This window comes from Paenibacillus silvestris, assembly GCF_009882985.1.
GTDB lineage: Bacteria > Bacillota > Bacilli > Paenibacillales > NBRC-103111 > Paenibacillus_E > Paenibacillus_E silvestris.
On record NZ_WTUZ01000015.1, the window covers coordinates 284,585 to 302,486 of the forward strand.

Annotated in this window: 13 protein-coding genes and 1 riboswitch; of the genes, 11 read left to right on the forward strand and 2 right to left on the reverse strand. The window is 48.2% G+C overall.

What is annotated here, in order from left to right:
* Window positions 1-45 precede the first annotated feature (45 nt).
* On the forward strand, window positions 46-2,403 hold the full coding sequence (locus GQF01_RS12510) for an S-layer homology domain-containing protein (protein WP_161407078.1): 2,358 nt from the start codon (window positions 46-48) through the stop codon (window positions 2,401-2,403).
* Window positions 2,404-2,763: 360 nt separating this feature from the next.
* Here GQF01_RS12510 and GQF01_RS35920 read toward each other — a convergent pair whose 3' ends face one another.
* Entirely contained in the window at window positions 2,764-2,925 is a 162-nt protein-coding gene (locus tag GQF01_RS35920) for a hypothetical protein (RefSeq protein ID WP_186456555.1), read from the reverse strand.
* Between the two features lie 171 nt (window positions 2,926-3,096).
* Between GQF01_RS35920 and ilvA the strand changes: the two genes are divergently transcribed.
* From ilvA to GQF01_RS12540, 6 genes are all read left to right on the forward strand, one after another.
* The gene (ilvA, locus tag GQF01_RS12515; RefSeq protein WP_161407079.1) at window positions 3,097-4,353 is read left to right on the forward strand and encodes a threonine ammonia-lyase IlvA; all 1,257 of its coding nucleotides are present in this window, start codon (window positions 3,097-3,099) and stop codon (window positions 4,351-4,353) included.
* Between the two features lie 70 nt (window positions 4,354-4,423).
* A riboswitch (cyclic di-GMP riboswitch) is annotated at window positions 4,424-4,512 on the forward strand.
* A gap of 86 nt (window positions 4,513-4,598) precedes the next feature.
* Window positions 4,599-6,128: a putative bifunctional diguanylate cyclase/phosphodiesterase gene (locus GQF01_RS12520; protein WP_161407080.1), complete on the forward strand. Its 1,530-nt coding sequence runs from the start codon at window positions 4,599-4,601 to the stop codon at window positions 6,126-6,128.
* Between the two features lie 266 nt (window positions 6,129-6,394).
* Window positions 6,395-7,465 carry a BMP family lipoprotein gene (locus GQF01_RS12525; protein WP_161407081.1) on the forward strand — a complete coding sequence of 357 codons (1,071 nt, stop codon included), beginning with the start codon at window positions 6,395-6,397 and terminating at the stop codon, window positions 7,463-7,465.
* A 127-nt stretch (window positions 7,466-7,592) separates the two neighbouring features.
* Window positions 7,593-9,134 carry an ABC transporter ATP-binding protein gene (locus tag GQF01_RS12530; RefSeq protein WP_161407082.1) on the forward strand — a complete coding sequence of 514 codons (1,542 nt, stop codon included), beginning with the start codon at window positions 7,593-7,595 and terminating at the stop codon, window positions 9,132-9,134.
* Window positions 9,127-10,206, forward strand: a complete 1,080-nt coding sequence (locus GQF01_RS12535; protein WP_161407083.1) for an ABC transporter permease — start codon at window positions 9,127-9,129, stop codon at window positions 10,204-10,206. The genes GQF01_RS12530 and GQF01_RS12535 overlap by 8 nt, the downstream gene beginning before the upstream one ends.
* Before the next feature lies 1 nt (window position 10,207).
* Window positions 10,208-11,191 carry an ABC transporter permease gene (locus GQF01_RS12540; RefSeq protein WP_161407084.1) on the forward strand — a complete coding sequence of 328 codons (984 nt, stop codon included), beginning with the start codon at window positions 10,208-10,210 and terminating at the stop codon, window positions 11,189-11,191.
* A 385-nt stretch (window positions 11,192-11,576) separates the two neighbouring features.
* Here GQF01_RS12540 and GQF01_RS12545 read toward each other — a convergent pair whose 3' ends face one another.
* A complete protein-coding gene (locus GQF01_RS12545; RefSeq protein WP_161407168.1) occupies window positions 11,577-12,434 on the reverse strand; it encodes an AraC family transcriptional regulator in 858 nt (285 codons plus the stop codon).
* Window positions 12,435-12,634: 200 nt separating this feature from the next.
* Here GQF01_RS12545 and GQF01_RS12550 point away from each other — a divergent pair, with 200 nt between their 5' ends.
* The 4 genes from GQF01_RS12550 to GQF01_RS12565 all read left to right on the forward strand — a co-directional run bounded on the left by GQF01_RS12550 (window position 12,635) and on the right by GQF01_RS12565 (window position 17,893).
* On the forward strand, window positions 12,635-13,816 hold the full coding sequence (locus GQF01_RS12550) for a galactokinase (protein ID WP_161407085.1): 1,182 nt from the start codon (window positions 12,635-12,637) through the stop codon (window positions 13,814-13,816).
* Complete coding sequence (gene galE / locus GQF01_RS12555; protein ID WP_161407086.1) at window positions 13,817-14,803, forward strand: UDP-glucose 4-epimerase GalE; 987 nt, start codon at window positions 13,817-13,819, stop codon at window positions 14,801-14,803.
* A 27-nt stretch (window positions 14,804-14,830) separates the two neighbouring features.
* Window positions 14,831-16,411, forward strand: a complete 1,581-nt coding sequence (locus GQF01_RS12560; RefSeq protein WP_161407087.1) for a UDP-glucose--hexose-1-phosphate uridylyltransferase — start codon at window positions 14,831-14,833, stop codon at window positions 16,409-16,411.
* Window positions 16,412-16,903: 492 nt separating this feature from the next.
* Window positions 16,904-17,893 carry an acrylyl-CoA reductase family protein gene (locus GQF01_RS12565; protein WP_161407088.1) on the forward strand — a complete coding sequence of 330 codons (990 nt, stop codon included), beginning with the start codon at window positions 16,904-16,906 and terminating at the stop codon, window positions 17,891-17,893.
* Window positions 17,894-17,902 lie beyond the last annotated feature (9 nt).

Below are 17,902 nucleotides of genomic sequence, written 5' to 3' on the forward strand. Positions count from 1 at the left end.
AAGGATTATTATGGTAATTTTATTTTCAAGAGGAGGAAGAGGACTTTGAAATTAGTCAAACAAGCAGGAACGCTAGTACTAGCTTCGAGTTTACTGCTCACGGCTGCTCCAGCCGTTTGGGCAAGTGAGGTAAGTGTAGACAGCACAAGTATTGCACTCCCGGCCTATCCTGGCGTTATCGATGGCAAGATGTTAGATGCCAAAATAACGAAAGAACAAGCGCAAGAGCGGGCTAAGGCGTACATCACGCTGCCTGAAGGCTTCACATTTCAATCGATCAGCTTAAATGCTTACTATGGGATGAACGGCAGAAATATCCCTACGTGGAACATTAATTATGCGAAAAAGGTAAAAGATCAGAACTACGGTTACTTGAACGTATCGATTAATGGTCTGGACGGAACGCTAACGGCTTATTCGATGAATGACAGTGATCCTGATCATAAGCCTGCTTATCCGCCGAAGGTTGATTTCTCTGCTGCCAAAGATGTCGCTTCCGCCTTCATTGCTAAGGTAAATCCAGACAAGCAGAAAGAACTGCTTTACGACGACTCGGAAGAGAAAGCGTTCCGCACACCTCTGAACGGGAATTACCAGTACAACATCCGGTTCGATCGTTCGGTTGACGGCGTTCCTTTTGCTGCGAATGGTATTTCGGTAAGTGTAAATGGGGATGGTCAAGTTACGAATTACAATTACAACTGGACGGATGACGTTACTTTCCAAGCGAATAGTGGACCTATTACGAAAGAGAAAGCAGCTCAATTGTTCCACGACAAAGCGGATATGTCGCTGCTTTACCAGATTCCATATGGTGCCAAAGGCAAGAAACTACCGATTATTTCTTATATGTTGGGAGCGTTTTCTCTTAATGCGGTAACCGGCGATTTGTGGAATCCAGTTCCACATCCGGAGGCATCGGGGCCGGTAACGGACAAACCGCTGGCTGAAGGTCCGAGCTCCGCTTTGAACCTAACCAAGGAAGAAGCCGTGAAGAAAGTGAGCACGGTGTTCAACCTTTCTACGGACTATAAGCTCCAAGAAGCCACCTACAATGAAGGGACGAACCCTGAAACGGGGGAAACGAACTCCAATTGGAACTTGAGCTGGAATACGGTCTCCGAGAAGGACCCTACGGGCAAGATTATGGGGAGTGGAGCTTGGGCAAGTGTAAATAGCAAAACGGGAGAAGTCACTAATTTTAATAGCTATTTGCCATATGGCCCTGATAACAATAAAGATATCGAGGGCAAAATCTCCTTGGACGATGCTGTAGCCAAAAGCGTAGAATTTGTGAAAAAGCAGATTCCATCTTATACCGATCAGTTGGTGCTCAATCAGCCATCCGCCAAGGATTATCCGGAAGAGCAATTGAAGCATATGCGGAATTGGGATATCCGCTTCAATCGCGTCATTGACGGTGTTAGTGCAGGTGGTGAGGCTGTGACAATCAGTATCGACCGTGTAACAGGTCAAATCATGAACTACCAATTCGGACTTAGCGACATGCCGTATCCGAAGGAGAAACCTGAGATTCTGGCCCTCGATAAGGCGAAAGAATTATGGCTTTCCCAATTCGACATTAAATTAAACTATGTGCTCGAATACGGCGGATACAACGGCGTATTGCCAATTGAGAAATACAAAGTTATGGTGGCTGCGGGAGAAATTCCTCCAACTGCACCTGCAACCAACGCAAATGAGAAATTAGAAGCTAAGCTCGTCTACACGCTTATTCCCAAATTCAGCCGGGAACCGTACCTGCTTGATGCGCAAACGGGGAAATGGCGAAACAGCCAAACAGGCGAAGTCATGACCCTGGATAAAGTGACCGTCAGCGACATCGACAATCACTGGGCTAAGAACGAGCTTCAACTGATGCTGGACTATCAAGCACTGGATGTACAAGATGGCAAGGTCAACCCGGATCAACTGATTAAGCGGGGCGAGCTGGTCAAAATGCTGGTCATCGCGATGAATGGCGGAAACGGCGGCATTTATTACGGAGCGGAGCGCAAAGCCTCCTTTGCTGATGTAAGCAACGCTTCGCCTTATTTCGCCTATGTCGAAAATGCAGTTGATCGTGGTCTGCTGGATGTAGGTGCTGATTTCAATCCGGAGGCTACGCTGAGTCGCGAAGAGATGGCACAACTGATCGTTAAGGCACTTGGGTACAAAAGTTTGGCGAAATTCGATGGCGTGTTCAACAGCCAATTCTCGGATGCCGCTGATGTGAAACAAGTGGGTACAGCAGCAATTGTTGTAGGGCTTAACATTATGTCCCTCAATGATGGCAAATTTGCACCGCAGCAGGAAGTGTCACGGGCTCAAGCAGCCAGCGCTTTTTTCCGCTTCTTGCAGAAGCGGGCGGAGCTGCAGGATCAGCCCCGTTACTACTACTAGTAAGTTGGGATGAATGGCATAAAGTCAGCGTGATGCATGAAAGGCCATGTGAGGTTCACGTCACCCTGTGTGAAAGGGAACTACGGGGCGCTATTTGAGCGAAATGAGCTGATTTTGAGGTTGATGGGAACTACAGGGGCTTATTTGTCCCCAAACGCTCTATTGTATCAGGATATGGGCTAAATAAAGGACTGTAGTTCCCCGTGACTAGAGGAAGAGGCGCTCTTTCAATAAATAGAGTACCATAGTTCCCCGATGGCGCGAGATTTGCGTGGTCAATCATCGTGTACAATGAAAAGAGGCTATCTTACAGGTCATAGACCCGCAAGATAGCCACTTCTTCACGCGCTTATCCATGTACTAAAACATTGGAAATACATAGTGGACTAAGAAATATAGAACTCCGAAGATGATAATGATGTAAGCTGCATACTTAATGAAGGTGGAAGCTACTAAACTGGAATCCGATTTCTTTTCCACATGACGTTCCTCAATGTCAATATTACGTGGCTGAGTCGACATCGTAATCACTCCTTAATAAGTATCTTGCTAGTTAATACCCGCCACATTTTGGAGTGAAACATCAGCATTCATAAAATGTTCCAATAATATTTTCTTACAGGCGCTCTTCAGTGTGCTACAATAATCTTTAAAATTTATTACGCATATTGGAGAGAAAGGAAGTAAGAGAAAATGGTTGTTTCCGGAAAAGTAGGTTTGGAAGAAATTATTAGGGCCAATCATGTGCTCAGCAAGGTGATTGAACCATCGCCCCTGCAACGCAATGAGCTGCTCTCTAACTTGTATGAATGTAACGTTTATTTGAAACGTGAAGATATGCAGATCGTTCGGTCTTTTAAAATTCGCGGGGCGTACAATGTGATCCAAAGCTTGACGCCGGAAGAACGCGAAGCGGGAGTCGTGTGCGCAAGCGCCGGCAATCATGCGCAAGGTGTAGCCTACTCTTGCAAGCAGTTAGGGATTGAAGGGAAAATCTTCATGCCGACGACAACACCAAGACAAAAAATTTCGCAGGTGAAGTTATTTGGCGGACCTTTTGTAGAAGTAATTCTAACAGGGGATTCTTTCGATGATTCATCGAATCACGCCAAGGCTTACTGCGCCAAAGAGAACAAGGTGTTTATTCACCCCTTTGATGATATTCGCACGATTGCGGGACAAGGGACTGTTGGTCTGGAGATCATGAATCAGATGTCCGATACGCCTGACTTTATCTTTGCAACCATCGGCGGCGGCGGTCTTGTAGCTGGTGTGGCGACTTATGTCGACAGCGTTTCTCCGCGTACTAAGATTATTGGTGTTGAACCAGAGGGTGCCGCCAGTATGCAGGAATCGCTCAAGCAGGGGAAAGTCGTAACCCTCAAGACGATTGAGAAGTTTGTCGACGGCGCAGCTGTGAAGCAGGTAGGCGAGCTTACTTTTGATATTTGCAAAGAAAAGCTGGATGATATCGTGGTTATCCCTTCAGGCAAGGAATGTACGACGATTCTGGAGCTTTACAATAACAATGCTATCGTTATCGAGCCTGCAGGCGCTCTTCCAGTTGCGGCACTTGATGCGTATCGGGATCAAATTCGCGGCAAAAACGTAGTTTGCATCATCAGCGGTGGTAATAATGACATCGACCGGATGCAGCAAATCAAGGAAAGATCGCTCGTGTACGAGGGATTGAAGCACTACTTTATCCTTAATTTCCCTCAGCGCGCAGGCGCTTTACGGGAATTTTTGGAGGAAGTGCTGGGGCCGACGGACGATATTACCCGCTTTGAGTATACGAAAAAGAATAATCGGGATGATGCTCCAGCACTAGTTGGCATCGAGTTGAAGAATAAGGATGATTATGAAGGTCTTATTGAGCGCTTGTCCAGTAAGGACTATGGATACATTGAAATTAATAAAGATCCCAAACTTTTTAATTTGCTAATTTAAGTAAAAATAGCCAGAGTAGAAACAATTGTGATATAGTTAATTAGTCCTGCTTTTTCTATTAATACCTGAATATCGTAAAAGGCAAACTTACCGAAAGGTAAGGACGCAAAGCTCCGGGTCTTAGGTTGCACCCGCAACGATGACGGCTGGGCTGCCGACAGGAGCAATTTACCGATACAGGTACGCCTACGGCTATTCCCAATGGAATAGCCTTTTTTGATGACCGGAATGGAGGTTCCCCCCGAATGAGAAGCCTTTTTACAAAGTGGATTCAACAGACGAAAGCGCAGGAACTCCGCTATTTGGGCATACTGGGTTTCTTTCTGCTGACGGCCAATCTGCTTGCTGCTGCTTCTTTTACATTTACCCCGAAGATTATTGTGTACGTTCTCATTCAAGCGCTCATTTGCTTCTTTTTTGCCATCTGTATCCGTCACCTGCGGCTTAACGGAATCGAGCAAGAGGAGAAGAGCAAGCAGCTAGCTTATCTAGCGTACCATGATACATTAACGGGATTGCCGAATCGACGGCTGTTCGAGGACCGCTTGAAACGTGTGCTCCTTCATGCTCAGCGCTATGACCAGCTTGCAGCTGTTGTATTCCTCGATATGGACAGATTCAAGGAGGTTAACGATGTATTTGGCCATGCCTCTGGCGATCAGCTCATTCGTTTGGCTGGTGAGAGGCTGCTAGGTTGTTTGCGTGGATCGGATACTGTGTACCGGCAGGGCGGCGATGAGTTTATTATTTTGCTTGAATCTTTTACCAAGCCTGAGGACGTCAGAGTAGTGGCTACACGCATTCAAAATGTGCTCGATGAACCCTTTATCCTGGATGGAAAAACAGTTACGATAACCGCTAGCATGGGGATTGCGTTGTATCCGTTAGATGGCACTCGACCTGAGCAGCTTCTTCAGCGTGCGGATGAAGCGATGTACGAGGCCAAAAACCTTGAGAATAATCGCTTTCAATTCTATGCGTCGGACATTGATACAATGGTGAAGAGCAAAGCTCACATGGAGAACGAACTCCAATTGGCTTTAGAGCAGGAGCAATTCGAATTACGGTATCAGCCGCAATATGAAATTGCAGGCCGTAAGCTCATTGGCACCGAGGTCAGCCTTCACTGGGAGAAGGGGAGTAAGCAGCTGCGCAAGCTCATGGATTGGCACAAAGCTGCGGATGAATTGGGATTCATGGTGCCTATCGGTAAATGGGCATTTCTAACCGCATGCAAGCAGATGAAAGTCTGGCAGGAAGCCGGCCAAGAGCCTCTTAGAATGACGTTCACGATTAAATCTTCACAGTTCAAAGATGATCATTTCATTGCCTATATAGCTGATGTGCTGCAAGAAACGGGGATTGATCCCTGTCTGGTCGAGCTAGACCTTACGGAGAGCATCACGTCGTCGAACGTGCAAGAAGCGAGCAAGAAGCTGACGATGTTGAAAAAGATTGGCGTACGCATTGCCATGGATGACTTGTGTACAGGACTATTTACACGTAGCGGATTAGAAGGTATGCCGCTTGATAGCGTGAAACTCGACAGCACGCTGATCAGAGATCTTGTCGATGATGACGAAAATCAACTGCTTGCTGCTGCTATCGTACGGATGGCTAACCGATTAGGGTTGAATTTAATAGCGAAAGGTGTCGAAACGGAAGAACAGTTCGAGTACCTGAAATTTCTGCAATGTACGGAGGTGCAAGGAAAACTGTTCAGTAGTCCGCTATCCCCTGCTCAATTCCTGACATTGATGACCGAAAAAAATTAAAAATAGGTCATCTAGATTTTATTGACCGGCGGTAGTATAATAAATAATTGGGGCTTAAAACCTATATTGTGGGGCTTTACAAAAAGACCATGTCAACTTGGTTAACATCACGAATTATGCTCATTTACTGCGTGGATTGCTTTTCACTTATGTTTTGAAGTGATACACTCGGTCTATGATCAGACATACATAAATTAACTAAATTTGGTCAACCTAGAATGTGGGATTTAAGGTACAATTTTAAATTTATTTTGGGGGTAAAGATGATGAAAAAAGTATTCACAACAGCGTTAATGGCTGTCACTGTTTCCGCGGTTGCTTTGACAGGTTGCGGTGCCAAAAAAGAAGAAACAAAACCAGCCGCTTCCGCGTCTCCAGCTGCAAGTGCAGCAGCATCTGCAGCACCAAGCAATAACAGTGGTAAAGATGTTAAAATCGGCATGGTTACAGACATTGGCGGCGTAAATGATAAATCCTTTAACCAAAGTGCATGGGAAGGCTTGCAACAACTGAAAAAGTCTACTGGCGCAAACGTTAAGAACTTGGAAAGTAAAAGCGATGCAGACTACACGCCTAACTTGAACCAATTCGTAAAAGACGGTTATAACCTGACTTGGGGTATTGGTTTCTTGATGGGTGACGCGCTTAAAACAGTTGCTACTCAAAACCCAAATGCTAAACTTGCGATCATTGATAACGTTGTAGAAGCTCCAAACGTAGAATCCGTAACATTCTCCGAACAAGAAGGTTCCTACCTTGTAGGCGTGGTTGCAGGTCTTACGACAAAATCCAACAAAATCGGTTTCGTTGGCGGTATCGACATCCCGGTTATCAAGCGCTTTGAAGCTGGTTTCGTAGCTGGTGTGAAAGCAGTTAACCCTAATGCAAAAATTCAAATCAACTATACAGGCGCATTTGATAAGCCTGACCTTGGTAAAGCGGCAGCAGCAACAATCTACAACGATGGCGCAGACATCATTTTCCACGCAGCTGGTTCCACAGGTAACGGTGTATTCAACGAAGCGAAAGATCGTGCGAAAAACGGTAAAAAAGTATGGGTTATCGGTGTAGATAAAGACCAATCCCTTGAGTTCGGTGATGAAGTGACACTGACTTCCATGTTGAAGCGTGTTGACAACGCGGTTGCTCGTGTATCCAAAGACGTTATCGACAACAAATTCCAAGGTGGTAAAGTCGTTACACTGGGTCTGAAAGATGATGGCGTAGGTCTTCCAGAAACATCCAAGAAAAACGTAACAGCTGATATCTTGAAAAAAGTTGACGAGTACAAAGCAAAAATCATCAGCGGCGAAATCAAAGTCCCAGAAAAACCATAATACATGTATAATAGGCTTAGCAGCTAGGAACGATAGGTAATCTTGTGTTCAAACAAGGCTAGTTATAATAACTAGCCTTGTTCTTAGTTTTGAGGTATTTAAAAAAATTGATCCTTAGGGTGATCTGATGAGTGAAGTAGTCCCTGTTGTTGAGCTTAACAACATTACGAAGAGGTTTCCAGGCATTGTGGCGAATGATGCAATCAGCTTGAAGCTGATGAAGGGCGAAATCCATGCCCTGCTGGGCGAAAATGGTGCGGGTAAATCCACACTGATGAATATTTTGTTCGGATTGTATCAGCCGGACGAGGGTTTTATTAAAGTGCAAGGCAGCGAGGTTTTTATTGATAGCCCGAATCGGGCGATTGAGCTGGGCATCGGGATGGTGCATCAGCATTTTAAACTTGTACAGCCGTTTACGGTAACTGAGAATATTATTTTGGGCATGGAGCCTAAAAAAGGTCTGAATGTCGATATTAAAACAGCGCAAGACAAAGTGCGCAAGCTATCTGAGCAATATGGGCTTCGCGTTGATCCAAAAGCAAGAATTGAAGATATTTCCGTCGGCATGCAGCAACGCGTTGAAATATTGAAAACGCTATATCGCGGCGCCGATATTCTCATTTTTGACGAACCAACAGCTGTACTAACGCCGCAAGAAATCAGTGAATTGATGGTCATCATGCGCAATCTTGTGAAAGAGGGCAAGTCCATCATTCTCATTACACATAAGCTGAAAGAAATTATGGAGATTGCGGATACCGTAACGATTATTCGCCGCGGGAAAGTGATCGGTTCCATTGCAAGCAAGGACGCGAATCCGCAAATTTTGGCGGAGAAAATGGTCGGGCGCGATGTCTCCTTTAAAGTGGAGAAGAAAGAAGTGAAGCTTGGGGAACCTGTTCTCCAAGTTAAGAACTTGGTTGTTCGCAATCAACAAGGTCTTGCTGCATTGAAAGAAATCAATTTCGAAGTGAAAGCCGGAGAAATTCTGGGTATTGCCGGCGTTGATGGCAACGGACAGAGTGAGTTGATCGAGGCATTAACGGGGCTGCGATCTATTGATAGCGGACAGGTTCTGCTAACAGGAAGCGACATCACGAACCATACACCGAGAGAGATCTCGGAGGCAGGCTTGTCGCACATTCCGGAGGACAGGCACAAGCATGGCCTCGTGCTCGATTTCTCCATGAGTGAGAACATGGTGCTGGAGACGTATTTCCATCCTGCCTATAACAAAGCAGGCTTTCTCAATTACGAAGCGATTGATCGCCATGCGGAAGCGCTGATTAAGCAGTTCGACGTAAGGACGCCAAGCATTTACAATAAGGCCCGTTCTTTGTCGGGAGGAAACCAACAAAAAGCAATTATTGCCAGGGAAATACACAAGAATCCAAATCTGTTAATTGCCGCCCAACCAACGCGTGGGTTGGATGTAGGAGCGATTGAATTCGTACATCGCCAACTGATCGAGCAGCGGAACAAAGGCAAAGCCGTTTTGCTGATTTCTTTTGAGCTGGATGAAATTATGAACGTATCGGACCGCATTGCCGTTATCTACGAAGGACAGATTGTGGGAGAAGTGCTGCCGCAAGAGACGAATGATCAAGAGATCGGACTTCTGATGGCTGGCAGTAAACGCACAGGGAAAGGAGCTGCTCATGAATAAGGTTGCTCGTATTTTTACAAGTGAATCAGCGGTGAATCCCATCGTGGCGATTGTGCTCGGGCTCTTATTCGGAGCGCTCGTCATGCTCGCAGGCGGCTATAATCCGATTGCTGCTTATGGGGCATTATTTTCCCGGGTTTTCGGAAATTCGTATGATATTGGGGAATCGATCCGTGCGATTACGCCTCTGATTTTGACGGGATTATCCGTTGCATTTGCATTCCGGACAGGCCTTTTTAACATCGGGGCTGAAGGGCAGTTCGTCATGGGGATGACGGGGGCTACTTTTATCGGTGTGAAAGTGACAGGTCTTCCATGGATTATTCATGCACCTTTGGCTGTTATCGTCGGGGCGCTTATTGGTGGGCTATGGGGAGCTATCGCAGGCTATTTGAAAGCAAAACGTGGTGTTAACGAAGTTATCACAACGATCATGCTCAACTGGATTGCGTTATTCCTGTCGAACTATATCGTAAATACGTTCCTATTGGAGCCGAAGCAGCAACGTTCTTATATGATTCAGGACTCAGCTTCGCTTAGTATCACTTGGTTGTCGGACCTAATGAACCATGCCAGGATTCACTGGGGGACGGTCATTGCGATCCTCGCGGCGGTCATTTTCTATGTCATTCTTTGGAAAACAAGACAAGGCTACGAGCTGCGTGCCGTTGGCCATAATATTGATGCTGCGAAGTATGCGGGCATGAATGTGAATCGTAACATTATTAAAGCGATGTTTATTTCGGGTGTTTTTGCCGGTCTAGGCGGCGTATTTGAAATTCTGGGTGTGTTCCACTATCAGGTTGTTGCGGCAGGTACGCCGGGCTACGGATTTGATGGGATTGCGGTATCCTTGCTAGGCGCTAACAATCCGATCGGGATTGTCCTTGGAGCCGCGCTATTCGGCGGACTATCTTACGGGTCAGCGGGAATGAGCTTCGGGGCCGATGTGCCGCCGGAAATTATCCGCATCGTTATTGGCTCCGTGATTTTCTTCGTGGCCACACAAGGTATCGTCAAATGGGTGCTCATCCCGTTCTATAGCAAACGCAAGAAAGAGAGGGCGTCGTAACATGGACCTGCTCACAATGCTCAACGCGTTTTTCACGAAATTCAGTGAACTAATTAACACAACGCTCGTGTACTCGACGGCGCTTATCTTCGGAGCTCTAGCTGGTATTTACTCGGAACGTTCCGGTGTGGTCAATATCGGGATTGAGGGACTTATGGTCTCTGGAGCCTTCGCTTCTGCGGTTGGCGCTTATTATGCGGAAGAGGCGAACATGGGAGTTTGGTCTCCGTGGATCGGCTTACTAACGGCTATGGTGTTTGCCATGATTTTTGCGCTTATACATGCGGTAGCGACAATTACCTTTAAAGCGAATCAGGTCATCAGCGGTGTCGTTATTAACTTCTTGGCTGCTGGCGTGACGTTGTTTCTGGTAAAAGTACTATTCAATGGCGCTGGGCAAACGGAAACGTTAAACGATGTATTTTCCAAATGGGAGTTTCCGCTGTTGTCGAAAATTCCGTATATCGGATATGCGATATTTACCGCTTATCCGACTACCTATATTGCTCTAATTCTCGTTGCTGTTACGTACTATGTTTTGTTCAAAACACCATTCGGTCTGCGCCTTCGCTCCGTTGGTGAGCATCCGAGTGCTGCGGATACCGTTGGAATCAAGGTGAAACGGGTTCGTTACATCGCTGTTCTGATTAGCGGTTTGCTTGGCGGTCTTGGCGGCGCGACGATCACGTTGACGACAACAAGTGCCTTCTCGCATAACACGATTTCCGGCCAAGGCTTCATCGCTATGGCTGCGATGATCTTCGGCAAGTGGCATCCGTTTGGCGCACTGGGCGCTGCCGTGTTCTTCGGTATGGCGCAGGCGCTGAACAACTTCATGCGATTGTTTGATTTCTCCAAGAACATCCCGCAGGAGTTCCTGTACATGCTGCCTTATGTGTTAACGATCTTAGTACTGGCAGGCGCAGTGGGCCGGGCGAAAGCGCCATCGGCTCTTGGTGAGCCATACGATCCGGGCAAACGATAAGAACTAGGAAGTACACCCCTTAGAATAGACATTGGACATCCCCTTTGGGTTGATCCGATTGAATTCTAAGGGGTGTTTTTTGTGTGTGGGGAACTATAGGGCCTTATTTCGGGGGATTAGGCAGATTTGAGGGGTCAAGCGGAACTACAGGGCCTTATTCGCGCTCGAATGGTGTTTGATAGCAGCAAATCAGCTGAATAGGGGACCGTAGTTCCCTTTCGCTGAGCAGGGGGGAAGCGGTAGCGATAGAAGTGGGAGTAGGAGTAGGAGTAGTAGTAGCGGTAGCAATAGCGGGAGGAGCAGCAGGGGGAGTAACGGTAGCAATCGGAGTAGGACAGGAGTAGTAATAGTGGAGGAGTGGCAGCAGCAGTTATAGGGAATCAGCTCACAGCGATTTGATCTGATTCCTGTACTCGCTCGGAGAAACGCCGTATAAGCGGCGGAATTGTTTGGAAAAATATAACGGATCATAAAAGCCCACAGAGGCAGCGATCTGCTCAATTGTCAGTTCCAGCCGCTCACGCAGCAGTTGACGCGCTTTATCGACGCGAAGCTTGAGCAGAAACGTGACGGGAGTGACCTTGGTGTGACGCTTGAATAGGCGCGACAAATAGGCGCGATTATAGCCTAAGCTCTCTGCCATCATTTCAATAGTAATCGGCTCGGCATATTGGGTGGACAAATAGTGAATAGCTTGCTGAACGATTCGATCGCTTTCCGCCTCCGTGACGATACCGGCTGTTGTGGAGGCAGATAGAGCTTCGCAATACTCACCTAATAATAGGAGTAGATATCCGATGGATTTCAGCTGTGCGCTCACTTTCTTGGCACGCAAGGCTTGTTGAATATGGCGAAACAGCACAGGGATGTGTCGATTGCGTTTGCTATGCAGGATAGGCTGCAGAGGATTGATGCCTGTCGAAGCTACCAAAGTGGGAGCTTGTTCGCCCGTGAAGGCAATCCAGCAGTAATGCCACGGATCGTTTTCATCCGAAACATAGCTGATAAGCTGCTCTGGCTCGATGATGAAGCTGTCTCCTGCACCTAACGCATATTCTTCCCCCTGTGTGGAAAACACGCCTCTGCCTGAAATCACATAGTGAATTAAGTAGTAGTCGTACACCTTGGGACCTAGACGGTGTACAGGCTTCGTCTGACTCTCTCCAGCAAACAGCACGGTCAAAGCGCTCTCTCCAGATGGTAATGGATTAGAGACGACATAGTAGCTTTCCTGCTTGGGCATCACTTGTCTTCATCTCCGATGGATATGTCTTAATAGTCCTTTTAATTTACCATAGTCAGCAGTCATGAGGAAAGGTCGAAATCACATTTTTCCATGTGAAGATAACATGCTTCCATAGCCAACAGTGCGTTCTTCTCTTATACTGAAGTTACAAACTTGCTCTTACATCAATCCTATAAAAAACTAAAGGCGGTGCCAGAATGGCAGATTTGCAAGCTTTAAAAGACACGTTTATTGAAATTTACGGGGAATCCGCAGCGCCAATTTCAGCGTTTCATGCTCCAGGCCGGGTTAACCTGATCGGTGAGCACACGGATTACAATGGGGGTTATGTATTCCCAGCGGCATTAACGTTCGGAACGACGCTGCTGATCCGTCCAAGACAAGATCGTGTCATTGGATTTGCATCGACCAATCTGGCGCTTCGCAAACAAATTTCCATAGATGACTTGACCTACCAAGAAGAAGATAACTGGATAAACTATCCGAAAGGCATCTTCTTCCACTTGGCCCAAGAAGGCATGCCAGTTACGAAAGGCTACGACCTTTTGTTCCATGGTGAAATTCCGAATGGCGCTGGGCTCTCGTCCTCAGCTTCCATCGAAGTTGTAACAGCCTATGCCCTTGAAACTCTTGAGAAGTATCCGATTGATACCGTCAAGATTGCCCTGCTAGCGCAAAAAACAGAGAACCAATTCGTTGGCGTGAATTGTGGCATCATGGACCAATTCGCTGTAGCTAATGGGAAAAAGGATAACGCAATCCTGCTCATGTGCGATACGCTTGAGTACCGCCATGTGCCATTCCAAAGCGGCAGCTACAAGCTGGTGATTGGAAATACGAACAAACGCAGAGGGCTCGTCGACTCCGCTTACAATGAAAGAAGAAGCCAATGCGAGCAGGCGGTCACTTACTTGCAGAAGCAGTTCCCAGCGATCACGCTGCTTGGTCAGTTAAACCTTGATCAGTTCAACGAATACAAGCATCTGATTCCGGACGAAACGGTTCGCCGCAGAGCGCAGCACGTTGTAGAAGAAATTGATCGTGTTCTTAAGTCGATCGAAGTTCTAGAACAAAATGATCTTGAATCTTTTGGCAAGCTAATGGTTGGTTCCCACAACTCTCTGCGTGATCTGTATGAAGTAACTGGCGTTGAGCTGGATACGATGGTTGCGGCAGCGCTCAAGGTTCCAGGTGTACTAGGTGCACGCATGACTGGCGCAGGCTTCGGCGGATGTACGGTTTCCTTGGTTCATGAAGACAGTGTACAAACATTTATCGATCAAGTCGGCAAAGAATATACAGAACAAACAGGTTTGACACCAAGTTTCTACGTATGCGATATCGGAAATGGCGTTGAACAGATCGAGGAGGCGTTGTAAATGGCGATTCTAGTAACGGGCGGAGCCGGGTATATCGGTTCGCATGCAGTGGCTGAGCTGCTGGAAAAAGGCGAAGAGGTTGTTATTGTCGATAACTTGCAACAAGGGCACAGAGATGCTGTGCTTGGCGGCAAGCTGTATGTCGGTGATCTGCGTGATGGCGAGTTTCTGGATACTGTTTTTTCAGAAAACAGCATTGATGCCATCATCCATTTCGCAGCGAATTCGCTAGTTGGCGAGAGCATGACTAATCCAGCCAAATACTATCATAATAACGTGTACGGAACGCTCTGCTTGCTTGAAAAAATGAATCAATACGGCGTGAAAAATATCGTGTTCTCGTCAACAGCAGCTACGTATGGCGAACCTGAGAACATTCCGATTTTGGAAAGCGACCGTACCTTGCCTACGAATACGTATGGCGAAACGAAGCTCGCGATGGAAAAAATGATGAAATGGTTCGACACGGCCCATGGCATCAAATATGTCTCTTTGCGATATTTTAATGCAGCGGGCGCGCATGCCGGCGGCAAAATCGGTGAGGATCACAGCCCAGAGACGCACCTTATTCCAATCATTTTACAAGTGGCACTCGGTCAAAGAGCGCATATCTCCATCTACGGAGACGATTATGCTACGGAAGACGGCACTTGCGTGCGCGATTACATTCACGTCAGCGATTTGGCTAGCGCTCATGTGCTCGCGGTAGAGAAGCTGCGTGGCGGAGCGGAAAGCAATATTTATAACCTGGGCAATGGCACAGGCTTCTCGGTTAAGCAAGTAATTGAAATCGCCCGCAAAGTAACAGGGCATGCTATTCCTGCAGTAATGGAGCCGCGCAGAGCGGGTGACCCTGCAACATTGATTGCCTCGTCAGAGCGTGCAAGAACGGAGCTGGGCTGGAAGCCGAGCCGCGATTCCCTGGAATCGATCATTGAAAGCGCATGGAACTGGCACCAAAATAACCCGAGCGGTTACGCTGAGTAAGCTTGCTTAGAAAGGAATGTGGATCACATGGAACGGACAGTTGAAGCATCGCAGTTTACCGCATTGACCATAGAAAGGCTCCTTCAGTTTGCGAAGCAAAATGGACTTATCGAGCAATTGGATGTCTATATTTCACGAAATGCTTTGCTTGATTTATTCGGGCTTGCTGAGCCTTATGCAGGAGAAGTGCCAGATGAGAAGTTAAGCAGCCCTGTAGCCCTGCTAGAAGAGCTGCTGGATGCCGCTTTCGAGGCGGGTCTCCTGGAAGAGAATACAGCCACGTACCGAGATCTGTTGGACGCACGGATTATGGGGCTGCTCATGCCTCGTCCTTCCGAGGTTGTGAATCAATTCTGGAACACAGCGAAGACCAATGGCATAGAGTCGGCAACGAATTACTTTTACAAGCAGTCCATTGATTCTAATTATATTCGGATGGATCGTATTCAGAAAAATGAATACTGGCTCGCTGGGACAGCTTACGGCGATCTGGAGATCACGATCAATCTCTCCAAACCGGAGAAGGATCCGAAGGAAATTGCCCTGCTCAAAACGCTGCCACAAAGCAGCTACCCCGCATGTCTGCTCTGCGCAGACAACTTAGGCTATGCCGGACGTGTGAATCACCCGGCAAGACAGAATCTACGGATCATTCCGTTAGAGCTGGATAATGAGAAATGGTACTTGCAATACTCGCCTTACGTGTATTACAACGAGCACAGCATTATTTTCCATGAGAAGCACATCCCGATGAAAACTACGGCGAATACGTTCTATCGATTGCTGGATTTCATCGATCAATTCCCGCATTACTTCATCGGCTCCAATGCGGATCTGCCGATCGTGGGCGGCTCCATCCTGAATCATGACCACTTCCAGGGCGGACGCCATCAATTCCCGATGGAAAAAGCGCCAAGTGAGAAAGCCTTCACGAACGCTGAGTTCGCTGGTGTGAAGGCCGCTATCGTGAAGTGGCCGATGTCGGTAATCCGCTTGAGCGGCCATAACAAGCAGCAGCTTTATAAGCTCTCGAGCAAGCTGCTCGAAGACTGGCGTGCGTACAGTGATGCGGAAGCGGACGTCCTCGCCTTCAGCGAGAAGGACGGACAGCGGATCCCGCATAACACGATCACCCCGATCGCCCGCAACAACGCACGGGGCGAGTACGAGCTTGACCTGGTGCTGCGGAACAACCGCACCAGCGCAGAGCATCCGGATGGCATCTTCCATCCGCACCAGAACTTACACCACATCAAGAAGGAGAACATCGGCTTGATTGAGGTTATGGGGCTGGCGGTACTGCCTGGCCGCTTGCAGGAGGAGCTGGCGGATATCGCCAAGATCCTCACGGGCGAAGCCGACTTCGGCAGCGCAATCCGCGATGAGGCCGCCCATCCGCTGCATAAGCATGCGGCTTGGATCGAGGCGATGCTCGCGAAGATCAGCGCTCCGCTGACGGCGAACGGCGCGAAAGCGTTGCTGCAGGAGGAAGTTGGCAGCAAGTTCATGGACGTGCTGCTCGACGCGGGCGTGTTCAAGCGTGATGAAGCCGGGCAAGCGGCTTTTGAACGGTTTTTGATAGCTGCTGGCTTTGCGCAGCAGCAATAAAGAGGAGCTCCCTGGTCATATGGACCGGGGAGTTTTTTGCGATTTGGCGTAGGAGGAGGAGCACTCCGCGTACTGTTAGGGGAACTACAGGGCGCTATTTCAATGGGAATAGCCGATTGAGGCAGCGAGGGGGAACTACAGTCCACTATTTTGGCTATTTTGATGGAAATAAGCAGATTTGAGCGTGAATAAGACCCTGTAGTTCCGCCTGGACCTACAAATAGGCCTGTTCCTCCGAATTAAGACCCTGTAGTTCCTTTCGTGCAACCACCCTTTTAGAAGTTTCATCCGATCTACCCAAGGGGGATTTCAGCGGGAGGAGTGCTCTAAGTGCACGTGAGGTGGTATATTGTGCAGGCGGTACCCGCCCGTCTAGCGGTTTTGGTGAAGCATCAACCCTTTGAATACTGGACACGATTTTAGTAAACTAAAGGTAGTTGATGGAAGGTTCACTTGATCGAATCCTAGGAGGACCGAGGAGGCTAAACCAGCATGGATAGCTTTAAGGCGTTAATGGTGGAGAAGACAGAGGAACGTTTTTCCGCCCAAGTGAAAGAGCTGCGAATTGAAGATTTACCACCGGGTGAAGTGACGATACGCGTGCGCTACTCGGGTATTAATTATAAAGATGCGTTGGCCTGCACGCCGAACGGGCGTGTTGTGCGCAAGTATCCTATCGTGCCTGGCATCGATCTGGCAGGTACTGTGGCTGTTTCGTCAGACCCGCGCTTTCGCGAAGGGGATGAGGTGCTTGTGACCAGCTATGAGCTGGGAACGGGACATTACGGCGGGTTTAGCGCCTATGCGCGCGTTCCAGCCGATTGGGTTGTGCCGCTGCCGAAGGGGTTGTCCCACAGGGAGTCCATGATACTGGGGACGGCTGGTTTTACGGCAGCTCTCTCGATTCAGCGCATGGAGGAGAATAGACTGAGCAAAGAGAAGGGTCCTGTACTCGTTCGCGGTGCTACCGGCGGAGTAGGCAGCAACAGTGTGTCGATGCTGGCTGCGCTCGGTTATGAGGTGGAGGCCAGTACGGGCAAGTCCGCTGACCATGCCTATTTGCTCGAATTGGGGGCGAAACGTGTCGTGCCCCGGGAAGAGCTTTCCCCGTCCGTCAGAAAGCCGCTGGACAAGGAATATTGGGCAGGCTGTGTCGACCCGGTGGGAGGAGAGTCGCTAGCCTATGTGCTGAGCCGGATGAAATACGGCGGATCCGTAGCGCTGAGCGGAGTGACAGGCGGCGGTGAATTTGCCGCGACGGTGTTTCCTTTTATACTGCGGGGCGTGAATCTATTGGGTATTGATTCGGTGCTCTGCCCATCCGATATTCGGCGGCCCCTTTGGGAACGGATAGCTGGGGAATTGAAGCCGCGGCTGATCGAGCAGATGGTGTACAAAGAAGTGACATTGGATGGGGTTGCCGAAGCGACACAAGAGGTTTTGGACGGGAAAGTTAGAGGGCGAGTGCTTGTTAGCTTGTAACTCTGGCCC

Bases quoted from the DNA above. Each gene is read 5' to 3' on its own strand.
- GQF01_RS35920 (WP_186456555.1), bottom strand. From the start codon at position 2,925: ATGTCGACTCAGCCACGTAATATTGACATTGAGGAACGTCATGTGGAA.
- ilvA (WP_161407079.1), top strand. From the start codon at position 3,097: ATGGTTGTTTCCGGAAAAGTAGGTTTGGAAGAAATTATTAGGGCCAAT.
- GQF01_RS12520 (WP_161407080.1), top strand. From the start codon at position 4,599: ATGAGAAGCCTTTTTACAAAGTGGATTCAACAGACGAAAGCGCAGGAA.
- GQF01_RS12525 (WP_161407081.1), top strand. From the start codon at position 6,395: ATGAAAAAAGTATTCACAACAGCGTTAATGGCTGTCACTGTTTCCGCG.
- GQF01_RS12530 (WP_161407082.1), top strand. From the start codon at position 7,593: ATGAGTGAAGTAGTCCCTGTTGTTGAGCTTAACAACATTACGAAGAGG.
- GQF01_RS12535 (WP_161407083.1), top strand. From the start codon at position 9,127: ATGAATAAGGTTGCTCGTATTTTTACAAGTGAATCAGCGGTGAATCCC.
- GQF01_RS12540 (WP_161407084.1), top strand. From the start codon at position 10,208: ATGGACCTGCTCACAATGCTCAACGCGTTTTTCACGAAATTCAGTGAA.
- GQF01_RS12545 (WP_161407168.1), bottom strand. From the start codon at position 12,434: ATGCCCAAGCAGGAAAGCTACTATGTCGTCTCTAATCCATTACCATCT.
- GQF01_RS12550 (WP_161407085.1), top strand. From the start codon at position 12,635: ATGGCAGATTTGCAAGCTTTAAAAGACACGTTTATTGAAATTTACGGG.
- galE (WP_161407086.1), top strand. From the start codon at position 13,817: ATGGCGATTCTAGTAACGGGCGGAGCCGGGTATATCGGTTCGCATGCA.
- GQF01_RS12560 (WP_161407087.1), top strand. From the start codon at position 14,831: ATGGAACGGACAGTTGAAGCATCGCAGTTTACCGCATTGACCATAGAA.
- GQF01_RS12565 (WP_161407088.1), top strand. From the start codon at position 16,904: ATGGATAGCTTTAAGGCGTTAATGGTGGAGAAGACAGAGGAACGTTTT.